Source organism: Calditerrivibrio sp. (assembly GCA_026415135.1).
Taxonomy (GTDB): Bacteria; Chrysiogenota; Deferribacteres; order Deferribacterales; family Calditerrivibrionaceae; genus Calditerrivibrio.
The window spans coordinates 1-12,352 of record JAOAHS010000016.1; the positions used below are offsets into that span (position 1 = coordinate 1).

General features: G+C 32.4%; 12 protein-coding genes. All 12 read left to right on the forward strand.

What is annotated here, in order from left to right:
• Positions 1 to 206 precede the first annotated feature (206 nt).
• The 12 genes from N3C60_03180 (at position 207) to N3C60_03235 (ending at position 12,136) form a co-directional block, all read left to right on the forward strand.
• A complete protein-coding gene (locus N3C60_03180; GenBank protein ID MCX8083903.1) occupies positions 207 to 1,043 on the forward strand; it encodes a hypothetical protein in 837 nt (278 codons plus the stop codon).
• A gap of 13 nt (positions 1,044 to 1,056) precedes the next feature.
• Positions 1,057 to 3,018 carry a type II secretion system secretin GspD gene (gspD, locus tag N3C60_03185; GenBank protein MCX8083904.1) on the forward strand — a complete coding sequence of 654 codons (1,962 nt, stop codon included), beginning with the start codon at positions 1,057 to 1,059 and terminating at the stop codon, positions 3,016 to 3,018.
• Positions 3,011 to 4,441, forward strand: coding sequence for a GspE/PulE family protein (locus N3C60_03190; protein MCX8083905.1), 1,431 nt, complete (start codon positions 3,011 to 3,013; stop codon positions 4,439 to 4,441). Before gspD ends, N3C60_03190 begins: the two co-directional genes overlap by 8 nt.
• Positions 4,442 to 4,444: 3 nt before the next feature.
• The gene (locus tag N3C60_03195; protein ID MCX8083906.1) at positions 4,445 to 5,620 is read left to right on the forward strand and encodes a type II secretion system F family protein; all 1,176 of its coding nucleotides are present in this window, start codon (positions 4,445 to 4,447) and stop codon (positions 5,618 to 5,620) included.
• A gap of 19 nt (positions 5,621 to 5,639) precedes the next feature.
• The gene (gene gspG / locus N3C60_03200) at positions 5,640 to 6,044 is read left to right on the forward strand and encodes a type II secretion system major pseudopilin GspG (GenBank protein ID MCX8083907.1); all 405 of its coding nucleotides are present in this window, start codon (positions 5,640 to 5,642) and stop codon (positions 6,042 to 6,044) included.
• 26 nt (positions 6,045 to 6,070) lie between these two features.
• Positions 6,071 to 6,367: a type II secretion system GspH family protein gene (locus tag N3C60_03205; protein MCX8083908.1), complete on the forward strand. Its 297-nt coding sequence runs from the start codon at positions 6,071 to 6,073 to the stop codon at positions 6,365 to 6,367.
• Positions 6,368 to 6,554: 187 nt separating this feature from the next.
• Positions 6,555 to 6,872: a hypothetical protein gene (locus N3C60_03210; GenBank protein MCX8083909.1), complete on the forward strand. Its 318-nt coding sequence runs from the start codon at positions 6,555 to 6,557 to the stop codon at positions 6,870 to 6,872.
• Positions 6,869 to 7,762 carry a general secretion pathway protein GspK gene (locus N3C60_03215; GenBank protein MCX8083910.1) on the forward strand — a complete coding sequence of 298 codons (894 nt, stop codon included), beginning with the start codon at positions 6,869 to 6,871 and terminating at the stop codon, positions 7,760 to 7,762. Before N3C60_03210 ends, N3C60_03215 begins: the two co-directional genes overlap by 4 nt.
• Entirely contained in the window at positions 7,759 to 8,868 is a 1,110-nt protein-coding gene (locus N3C60_03220; GenBank protein ID MCX8083911.1) for a hypothetical protein, read from the forward strand. The genes N3C60_03215 and N3C60_03220 overlap by 4 nt, the downstream gene beginning before the upstream one ends.
• A 1-nt stretch (position 8,869) precedes the next feature.
• On the forward strand, positions 8,870 to 9,340 hold the full coding sequence (locus tag N3C60_03225; protein ID MCX8083912.1) for a hypothetical protein: 471 nt from the start codon (positions 8,870 to 8,872) through the stop codon (positions 9,338 to 9,340).
• 79 nt (positions 9,341 to 9,419) lie between these two features.
• Positions 9,420 to 9,953, forward strand: coding sequence for a hypothetical protein (locus tag N3C60_03230; protein ID MCX8083913.1), 534 nt, complete (start codon positions 9,420 to 9,422; stop codon positions 9,951 to 9,953).
• A 266-nt stretch (positions 9,954 to 10,219) separates the two neighbouring features.
• Entirely contained in the window at positions 10,220 to 12,136 is a 1,917-nt protein-coding gene (locus tag N3C60_03235; protein MCX8083914.1) for a S8 family serine peptidase, read from the forward strand.
• The last annotated feature ends 216 nt before the right edge of the window (positions 12,137 to 12,352 follow it).

Below are 12,352 nucleotides of genomic sequence, written 5' to 3' on the forward strand. Positions count from 1 at the left end.
CAAATATCTTTACATACCTGAGGAAACAACAAAATGTGTTTTCATTACAAATAAAGAGGGTGTTCTTCTTGCTATTGCTGAAAAATTTAAAGATGATATCCCTTTTAGAAATATAAGGATTTTTAATGATGATAGGTTTAGAATTTTTGAGTAATATATAATCTTTTACTATTGCATTATTTTAAATCATCTGATATTTATGATTGATGGGAAAGTTGGGAAGAGTAGATTTATTCAGAGTAGTTTTTTTGTTGGTTATGTTATCATCCATATTAGCTTTATCATATCTTTTATCTTCACTAGCTTATGTTTATTATATACATAATATACCATTGCCAAAGGAACAAACGGCAAAAAAAATTGATTTTACTGTTTCAAAACAACTGAATTTTATAACACACATCTTTGCCAAGAAGGCTACCTTAGAACAAAATATTCAAAAATCACCTTTAGCAAAACCGATAAATTTTACTTTACTTGGTACTTTATTGACGGATAATTTTAAAAGTGCCATTTTGAAGATGGAAACTGGTATCAAAGTTATCAAACAGTATCAAAAGATAACTGAGGGAGTTATTTTATCACAGGTAAGGGATTTTTATATTATAGTAGATGTAAATGGTGTTAACAAAGTTGTAGAGTTGAACAAGGATTTTAAACATGAACCTACCAGTTCTGAAAACTTACCCCCTTTGTCATCTGTTGTTCCTATTCCCCAGGGGGCACAGAACTTTGTTATAGATAAAAGGCTTGTGGATGAACTGACGAAAGATGTGGGACAATTTCTTAAGGATGTGAGGATTATACCTTATTTTGAAAATGGTGTAACTGCCGGTTTCAAGTTCGATTTTGTAAGACAAGGGAGTTTGCTTGAACAAAATGGCATAAGACAGGGGGATAAGATAATTTCTATAAATGGTAATCCAGTTAAAACTACCGAAGACTCTTTCAAACTTTATAATATGTTAAGAACTGAAAAATTCATAAGTATTGTTTTGGAAGATCAAAATGGTAAGAGAACAGTAAACTATGAAATTCGCTAATTTGGAGGAAAATATGAGGATAAAGATATCTTTTTTTGCTTTTTTACTGATTTTTTTTGTTGGTCTTGTTGATGTATCTTTTACTGCTGATCAGAGTATGGATATAAAACAGATTATAGAGATAGCCAATCAGTTCAAAAAGGAGAAAAATTTAAAATTTAACTTTCAAAACATAGACATAAAACTTCTTACATATTTTATGTCTTCCGTTACCAACAAAAATATAGTTATAGATCCCACTATTAGTGGAAATGTTAGTTTTGTGTCGTCAACTAAGATAGGGATTAATGAAGCATGGGATATCTACTCATCCATATTAAAATCAATGGGTTTTATTATCATAGACAGAAATACACACTTGGAAATATTAAGAGAAGGAAATAGAAAAACTATACCTCCATTAAAAGATATCACTGGAAAATCTGATAAAATAGTAACTTTTACTTATCAACTTAATAGCGAACCCAATAATGCGCTTAATATTTTAAATTCTATAAAATCTCCAGCAGCTGTTATAAATTTACATAGACCAACAAATATGCTCATCATTACAGATTATGAGAATAATATTTCAACTATGCAGAATATCTTGAAAATAATTGATGATGATAATCAGAATCTTGAAGTAAAAAGTTATAAACTTAATTTCATAGATGAAAATATAGCTGTTAATGTGATTAGTAAGATGTTTGGAGATCTGGCTCAAAAAAATATCCCTTTTATAATTTCGGAAATAAAGGGGTATGGTTTTATTGTAAAGACACAAAAGAATATTTTTGTTGAACTCGAAAGTATGTTAAAACAGATAGATGTGGATAGTGCTACGAAGGATAATAGGAAGTTTTATACCTATCGTTTAGTTCATTCTAAGGCGGAAGAGATAGCAGATATCATAAATAAGTCTTTGGATAATATAAATCTACTGAACATTTTAGATAATGTATCTAAACAATCAACACAAATGCAACAGACTTCCCAAAATAAGCCAAAGATAATTGCGGATAAGTCTTCAAATGCCCTGATCATTTTGGCTAACAGTTATGAATACAGTTTGATAAAATCTTTAATAGAATCTGTGGATGTTAGGAAAAAGCAGGTCCTAATATCGGCATTGATTACAGAGGTATCAGAATCGGCAATAAAAGAATTAGGAGTAAGATGGCAGTTCTTTGGTAGTCAAGGTGGAGCAGCTTTCAAAGGTGGGTTGTCAGATACAGGTTTGTTTTCCCTTATGGGCAGTTCTGGGTTTGCGACCGGTTTTTTGAGTAGATCTGGTCAAAACCTAAAGATTGGTGATACATCGATGTTTTTTCCTGATCTTTTGTTTCTGTTTTCGTTGTTAAATCAAGGGACAGGTTTTAATATAATATCATCTCCCAAGATTCTGACTTTGGATAATGCCCCTGCACAAATTACGGTATCTCAAGTGGTACCTTTTGCTTCCTCTGTGAAATATGATATAAATGGTAACCCATTGATAGGCTATGATTATAAAGAGGTTGGAATAAAGCTTAAGCTTACCCCACGTATTTCTGAAAATAATGTAATTCTTGACCTCCATCAAGAGGCGAATGATGTGTTAGGCTATCAGAATCCAAAGGTTGGAACTATAGAGTATATGGTACCTATTACTTCAAAAAGGGAGATAGAGACTCAAGTAAATGTTGATAATGGAAAAACAGTTATTCTGGGTGGTATAGTATCAAAAAAGACCATAAAGACAATGGAAGGGATACCTTTTTTATCAGATATTCCACTTATTGGGCGACTTTTTAGATATGACAAAGATGATTTCAGTAGAACATACCTGTTTGTTTTTATAACACCTCATATTATTAACTCTCCTGAAGATCTTGCTAAGATTACAGAGGAGCATCAAAAGCTGGCTGACGAGTTGAATAAAAAAATAAACGAACAGAAAGAGAAAAAGAAGAAACAGAATGAAGAAAGTAAAGAGTTGAAGTGGTATGAATAAGAATGAGAATATTGATGTAAATTTCACTGTTGAGTTCATGAAAGAGAATAATATTTTTTATGATACTACTACTGATACGCTTTTGATCACAGATGAAACACCGTTGTATATAATTGAAGATATTAGATTCAAGTATAAAAAGGTTTTTAAAACAAAAAAGATAAGTAACGATGAGTTTCTAAAAAGATTAGAGGAGCATATATCAAACAAAGTAAGCCCAATTATTGAAGATGAATCTGAAGAAACTGAGGAGATAGAGGATCTTTTGAAAGATTCGTCTGCTCCAGTTGTACAAATGCTAAATGCAACTTTTATAAGGGGGATAAGAGCTGGAGCTAGCGATATTCATTTTGAACCGTATTCAAAAGGGGTTAAAGTAAGATTCAGGATAGATGGACATCTTCAGGATGTTGATGATATAAGTCAAAGTTCGTATCAACAGTTGATTTCCAGAGTAAAAGTTATTGGTAAAATGAATGTATCTGAAAGGAGATTACCACAGGACGGTCGTGTTAGGCTTAAAATAGGTAGTAAAGAGATAGATCTAAGGATATCTACAGTTCCTACCGTTTTTGGCGAACGATTGGTTTTAAGAATTCTGGATAAATCAAATAGGTTGGTGGAGCTGGAAGAGCTTGGTTTATTGAAGGAGGACTACGAGGTTATTGAAAGAGTAATAAAAAAGCCCCATGGCCTTATATTGGTTACAGGTCCTACTGGCGCAGGTAAATCCACAACACTTTATAGTATCTTGCAAAAGATAAAGTCACCGGAGAAAAATATTATCACTATTGAAGACCCTGTGGAGTATCAGATAGATGGAATAAGTCAAATACAGGTAAAACCTAAAATAGATTTGACTTTTGCCAATGGCCTTAGAAGTATTCTTAGACAGGATCCTGATGTTATAATGGTGGGGGAGATCAGGGATTTGGAGACTGCTGAAATAGCTCTTCATGCCTCAATGACAGGTCACCTTGTGTTATCCACACTGCATACGAACGATGCACCCTCCTCTGTTATAAGACTTATAGATCTAGGGGTACAACATTTTTTGGTAGCTGCATCTTTAGAATGTGTAGTGGCCCAAAGATTGGTTCGCAAGATATGTGATAGTTGTAAAAGTGCTTATGTACCAACTGAAGCTGAAAAAGAGATTTTTGATGAAGAGATAAAGTTACTATATAAAGGTAATGGGTGTGAGGAGTGTTTAAACACAGGGTTTAAAGGAAGAATTGGGGTGTTTGAGGTCTTTAATATAACTGATGATGTTAGAAGAATGATCATGAATATTGAAGAGTCTAATAGGTTAAAACAATATTTTATACAAAAGGGTAACAAAACGTTATTTAAAGACTCACTAATAAAAGTGAAGATGGGAATAACTACATTAGAGGAAGCATTAAAGCTCTCTGTAGAATAGACTATGGGAAAGTATATCATAAAAGGGATCAATGAGAAAGGGGAAAATATAAGTTTAAAGCTCTTTTTTTCTTCTGAAGAAGAGTTGAATAATTTTTTAAAGACAAAAAAGATTATCCCAGTCAGTATCAAAGAAAGTCGAAGTATACTCTCCTTTATGGGACAACGTATAACTGATCTTGAACTTTCTTTAGTACTTTTTCAATTGGGTATGATGCATAAAAAGGGGGTGCCATTAAATGATTGTTTTGATATATTGATAGATCAGACGGAAAAGCCTTTTTTAAAAAAGATATTTAATGATATAAAAAATGATATAGAAAAAGGGTTTACTTTAAGCAAGGCCTTGTCAAATTATGATTTAATACCTAATTTTATAGTGGAGATGGTTAAAGTAGGAGAGGCTTCTGGTAATATTGATGAGATTTTGATATCGGCAAGTAGATACATTGAAAGAAGGTCAGAATTGAAAAATAGATTTATTACAGCATTGATTTATCCTTCAATAGTTCTTTTAGTTGGGTTGATAGCTGTTATGGTAATAGCTGTTTTTGTAACACCGAAAATAACTACAATATATGCAAATTTTGGAAAACCACTACCTTTAGAGTTGCTGGTTGTTGACAATTTATCAAAATGGCTGTTATGGGTTTTTAAACTCTCTCCAATATGGATTTTCTTGATTTTTTGGTATTATAGAAAATATGTAAAGGGTAGATTAGGTGAGATGGTTTTAAGTAAAATCCCCTTTGTGAAAACAATCTATGATGAGATTAGTCTTACCTCTTTTGCTTATGTGCTTGGGATGCTTCTTAAGGGCGGAGTACAGCTGGAAAAGGCATTTGATATGGGTTCTGAGGTGATCAAAGGGAATCGATACTATTTACATCTAAAAAATATTGCCCAAAAAATATTTATAGGAACAAGCTTAAGGGTTGCTCTAGTGAAGGAATCTGTTTTTCCGGAAGATTTTATAAAGCTTTTTGCTACAGGAGATGAAGTGGGGAATGTTGAAGATATGGCTGAATTGGTTGCTCAGATATACGAGAAAAATGCTTCCAGAAAGATCGCTATTTTACTGGCATATTTAGAACCAGCAATTGTGATATTTTTAGCGATTTTAGTTGGTGGTTTTATAATGGCAACTTTGTTGCCTATTTTGAATCTAAGCTTAAAATAGTTATAGTAAGGGAGGCTTTATGAAAAAAGGTTTTACTCTTATTGAGATTTTAGTGGTACTTGTGATTCTATCGTTGATTGCAGCAGTGGTAATACCTCGCTTTACAGGGCGGGTAGATGAGGCAAAGATTGATACGACTAAGTTGCAGTTAAAAGAGATCAAGAGAGCCCTTGAAATGTTCAAACTTGACAACGGTTTTTATCCTAATACGGATCAAGGACTTAAAGCATTGGTAGAAAAACCCACTCTCCAACCTGAACCCAAAAAGTGGAAAAAGTATTTGGATACACTTCCTAAGGATGGATGGGGAAATGATTTTGTATATGTTTCACCTTCAGATAAGAACCCCTTTGAATTGAAATCCAAAGGACCAGATGGGGAATTGGGTACGGGGGATGATCTGAACATATGGGAGATGCAGTGAGCTATGACTAATCGTTGGAGTATTGCTTGAAAAAAGGGTTTACTCTTATTGAGATTGTTTCTTCTATACTTATATTTGTTTTATTTATGTCAGTTATTTATATGATATTTTCAAGAAACATGAAGGAACAATTAGAAATTAAAGAATCGATCCTTTCTTTGAATTTTTTCAAAATGAAATATTATAATATACCTCTATCTGATGAATATAAAAGTATGAATATGGAGAAAAGAAACGAAGGAGAATTGTTCGGTAAAAAGGAATTTTATTATGAAATAAGAATAAATGATAAACCAACTATATCGGTATATGCTATCGAGTAGGAGAAAAGGTTTTACGCTTGTTGAATTACTCGTGTATCTCACTTTGGCGGTAATAGTTTCATCAATTACCCTCTATATTTATGTTAATACATCATCTGGTTTAAGGGATTTAAAACAAAGCAGCTCAAATTATATAAAACTGCTTTCTGTACTTACTCAGCTTGAGAAACAGTTATTTTCGATTTATATGGATAATGTTAGCATAAGATTAAAGAATGGTAGACTCTCTTTTTATACTATGGTTCCTGTATTATATAGTGGTATTGTTAGAGCTGAATATTATTTCGATAAAGGTGAAAAGACCTTCCATTATGAAGAGTATCCTTATATAGATGGTCGTTTAGGTGAAAGTGGTTTGAAAAGAAATGTTCTTGGCAGATTTGATGAGGTTAAGTTTTATGCTTTGAAGGACGGAACTTGGACTGAGGAGTTAAGTGAAAAGGATAAAACAGGTGTGATAAAAATGGTTATAGATGGACAAGATCATTATTTGGTGTTGGAATGATTTTTTTACTTGTTTTATTTCTGGTTGCTGCACTTACTGTTGCCACTGTTGATATGAGCGAGGACTCTTTTATAGCGAAAAAATATATGAAGCATCTTGTTACTATTCAAGAGGTTAGGTTATTGGAAAAGACAGTATCTACTGTTTTCAAAGATATTTTTAAAAAAGATGATGCCAACATAGATTCATTGGAAGAAGATTGGGCTAAACCATATTTTTTCCCTACAAAATTGGGTAATATTACAATTGAAATAGTCGATCAGGAGAGGTTTCTCAATCCAAATTCTATTGTGGATCCCCAAGGGAAAATGATTGAGTCGGTTTATAGGAGGTATTTGAGATTGTTTGAGCATTTTAATATCCCCCAAAAGATTTTGGATAATATTGTTGATTGGATAGATAACAACACTACTCTAAATGCTAAGTTTGATAATGATACAGTTCCTATAAAAAATTCTATCATCAAGAGCTTGGATGAGTTAAGATATGTTAGTGGAGTTGATGATAAGATATTTTTCGGTGATATTGATAAAGGGGGATTTGTGCCAGGCCTAAGGACCTTTTTTTCACCTTTTAGTAATGGTAAGGTAAATATAAACACAGCAGGAAAATATGTTTTGCTGGGGTTAGATGAAAGAATGGACGAGCAGTTAGCTGATAGGATTATCGATTATAGAAAAGATAAAAGATTCAAATCTGTTGATGATCTTATCAATGTAAATGGTGTGACTATTGACATGATCTTTCGACTTAGACAGATTACTGATGTAAAAAGTGATAATTTTTTGGTATTGATAAAAATAGAAAAAGATGATAGCCTTATATTACTTTCTATGCTTTATAGGAGAGAAGGTAGCGATCTTAAAAAGATCTGGAGAAGGTTGGAGTGATAATAAAAAGCATTGATTTATCCACTGGTATCGATCTTGTTTGTAATGTAAATCCTATGAGATCGGAGATTGTTGTTCGTGAAGATAATAATATGGTCTATCAATCAGTGATTGCTGTGATGCCTGCGATAGATACTTCCTACCGTATAGTTAAGAGAAATCCAAAATTTAAGTCGATTACTGATTATGTAAAAGGTTTGTTAAAAATAGAGTCGATTTTAGATACTGATGATATTGTTGTTAGAGGTACACAGATAGATGGCGATAGGGATTTTGTCATTTTTACAGACAAATATAGTATAGAGACCTATAAAAAAAAGTACACCCAGATTAATATATTAGAGCATGAAGTTTCTTCGTTACTGAGGTTATTAGAATATAATAAAATAGTATGTAGCCGTCTACTACACTTCAATCAAGATTATTGTATAGAGATCACGTTTGATGGTGGTTATCTAAAGGGTGTTCATGTTTTGGATGTAGAGGAAGTAAATGATGTTGATAATGCCCTATTATCCGGTTTTATACCTAAGGGGTATAATGGTCCTATACTGAATAACCCCACCAATGATCCAACGAAAAATGTTGCATTTGGAGGAGCCTTATACTATTTTAGCAGTATTAATATAAACTTCCTACAAAAAGAGTCTTCAGCAGAGTCTATGATTTTTGTTTCATTAACGATGTTAATAGCTATATTTATCGTACTAAATGCAGCCTTGTTTGTGAAAACGTTTTTCCTTAATAAAAAGACAGACCAAATAGTTAAAGCTTCTATAATTGAACTAAACAAACTTAATATAAAAAATGCTGTTGACCCACTATCTCAGGTTAAAGGGGTTCTTGCTAATCTTAAAGAAAGGCAAGAGAAAGATCTAATTCCGATACTTGATAGGATAGGTTACGCAGTTTCACAGGTAAAAGGTATAAATATATATAATATGAATGCTACACCTGAGGAGATCTTTATTGAAGGGGATGCAGTATCGCAGGTAGAGGTAGATGATTTCAAAAAGAGATTACCAGCTGAGTACAATTTTAATACAATGGAAAGTGTCAAAGACCCCAAAGGTGTGTTTAAATTTAAATTACGTGGGAAACGATGACATGTTTAAGAGATTAAGTAATTTTTTAAAAACACTTGATGATACAGAAAAGAAAAGGTATCTTATTTTTACTGTTTTAATATTAGTTTTTGTATTTGGCAGTCTAACTTATCTGAACTACATCACTTTTGTAAAGCAGGAAAAACGCTATTTTTTGAAAAACAATGAATTTAAGCAGCTTGTACAGCTTGTTTCTGAAACACAAGCAAGGCTGCAAAATAGACCAAAAATTGATCATGCTATGATTGAAAAATTAGTTGGTGATTTAGGACTTTCCAAGCAGCTATTGTCAATTACTCTTTTTAATTCCTACAATCTTACCGGTTATGAGCTTGAGTTTGAGCAAATTCCTTCAGAAATATTTGTAAATCTTCTTAAGTTGTTTAATGAAAAGGGTATAATGCTTTACAGATTCAATATTCAACATTTACCAACTACAGGTAACTATAATGTTAAAATTATTTTATATTGATTCCAAAAGGTTATTGTTTATTATATTTTGTACAGTTTTCTTTATATCTTCTGTAGTTGTTTTTTTCCCCTATGATGTTATGGCATTATATTTCTTACAGAAGAATGGGGTTAATAGTAAAAACATATTAAAGAGGTTTCTGGGGATTGAGATCATTGATTTCAGTAAAGACAATGTTGGAATACCCAAATTAAAAGTGCGTTTGGGCATATCAGGACTAAATATAAGTATTGCAGATTTAAAGGGTTATTTTTATTACAACAGAGAGTTAGTAGTAAACAATCAGGAGTTGAAGTTAGGGGAACATGTAATTTTAAATGGCATTGAAGGTGTACTTAAGGGTGATATAAAATTAGATGTAAAAAATGTTGAACTCTTAAGTGTGAATGTTAAAGGAGATATTAATGTGAAGTCAACCCCATTGGGGATGGTGAATGTTGCTTGTTCTGGGACATCCAGATTTAGTTGCAAACTCGCTTCTAACACCTTATCAGGAGAATTTAGCGGAGTTCTTAAAAACGGGTTCTTGATTGGCGAATTCAACGGAACTGTTTTCGGAGCAGAAAAAAAAGGTGAAAGGGTAAATCTCTCTGTAAGGGAATTGTTAAAATGAATAAATTCAGGAACAATGCATATAAATTGAATATGTGTGGAAAAGAAGATATGGAATAGGGAGAACTGTTTGAGTATAGAAGTATGAGTGATAATATGTTAAAATTATTTAGGTTTGCATTTTTAGTTTTATTTTCAATGAATTTATACGCTGATAGAATAATTGTTTTTGAGGATGATTATAAAAAGGCTCTGATCTCATCTAAAATAACAAAGTCGGATCATAAGATGATACGGAAGTCTAAGGGTGGCTTTTATGTTTTGGATATGGATGAGAAAAAGCTCAGAAGTTCTGATATAAAGTATATTCCAGATTTGAAAATTTTTAGAAAATCGTCATTGCCAAATGATCCAGGTATTTCAAATCAATGGGCCATAACTAATACAAAATTAAACAGTTTATGGCTCGATAAAGGTTATAATTGTTCCAATGTGGTTGTGGCTGTGGTTGATACTGGTGTTGACTATACACACCCTGATTTAAGTATAAATATTTTGATAAATACTAACGAAATTCCTAATAACAATATAGATGATGATAACAATGGATTTAAAGATGATTACTACGGGTATGATTTTGCGTATGATGATAGTAATCCCATAGATGGTGATGGACATGGTAGTCATGTAGCTGGGATTATAGGAGCAGTGATAAATAATGGTATTGGTATTGCTGGGATATGCAATGTGAAGATCTTACCAATAAAAGTGTTAGATGATCATGGAGATGGCTATGTGAGCGATGTTTATGATGGAATTATATATGCAGCAGATAGGGGTGCTAAAGTAATAAATCTTAGTATGGAGGCAAATTCAACATACTCTGAATATATCCAATTATTTAACAATGCATTTAGCTATGCAAAATCTAAAGGGGTGGTAGTAGTTGCTGCTGCAGGAAATTTTGGATACAACCTTGAAAGTAGCACTGTTTTACCAGCATCTTTAAGAAATAATCACCCTAATATGTTTGTAGTTACATCTCATAACTCAAATAACAATTTGAGTAGTTTTTCAGATTATGGTGGTTTGGTGGTGGATATTGCAGCTCCTGGTGAAAATATTTATAGTACATTTAAAAATGGAGGATATATTTCAGACAATGGAACGTCTATGGCTTCACCTTTTTTGGCTGGTGTCATAGCTTATCTTTTATCTTATGAGCCTAATTTGAGTTTCCAGGAAATAAGAAACAGGATCTATAACGCAACGGTTTTCGATATTAATTTTTTGGGTAAAACTCTAACTGGTGGAAGATTAGATCTTTCAAAGCTATTTACAAACATTGATAGACCCATAATAACCAAGATAGATGATATTAGGCCTCTTTTTAATCAAACTGTCATGATTGAGGGTGCTTTTGAAAGGATTGACAATATTCTTTGGAATGGTAGAACAGTACCTTTTGAAAAGATAGACAATAACAGGATTAGATTTACAATACCTTTTTTACAACTTGGCGAAGATTATGGTGTTTTGAAAGGTGTGTATAATGGGCTGGGATCAAATAGTATAGTGATAAAGCCATCCGGTATAATGTTGGACAGTATAAAAATAAATTATAACATTTCGTATGGAACAATTATACCACTGGAGACAGGGTACTATTCTGTTAGTGGCTATACACCTTTAGGAAAAGGTATAAAGTTCTATGTTTCCTCTACAAGGAGTAAAGTTGCTTTAACAGTTTCTAAGATGGCAGTTAATACTTCTAACTCAAATTATACTGAAATATATGGTGCATTGGTGGATGACCAGGGTAACAAGTGGATTGTTACAGCATCTAATGGTAGTTATGTTTATGAAGAAATACCAAGCAATAGGCAGTATACATTTGTAGAAGTTTATGGTGGTTCATCATCTGGTGGGGGTGGTTGTTTTATTGCAACTGCTGCCTTTGGTTCATACCTTGATCCCCATGTTAAAGTTCTTAGAGAGTTTAGGGATAAGTATCTGATGACTAATACTTTTGGAAGATGGTTAGTGGAAAAGTATTATAAGTATTCACCCCCTTTGGCTGAATACATAAAAGATAAAGAGTTATTTAAGTTTGTTGTTAGGGGATTTTTAAGTGGGTTTATATTTATAATCCTCTATCCTATTGTTACAATAGGTGTGGTGATAGTTTTTATTATAATGGTGCTATTTTGGAAAAAACATAAGATAAAGGTAAATAGCTTGTAGTTCTTTGATGATCATTTCTCTGTGAAACATACATAAAATGGTTGAAAAATAGTTAAAAATATATTAAAGATAATGCCATGAAAATAAAGACAGGTTTTGAGATCATAAGTGATTTTTTGGGTAGGGGACATTACAATCTAATATATTTGGATACGAATTTCCCTTTACCTATAAAAGAATATGGTTATAAGCCTCCTTTAAGTAAGGATGATGCTA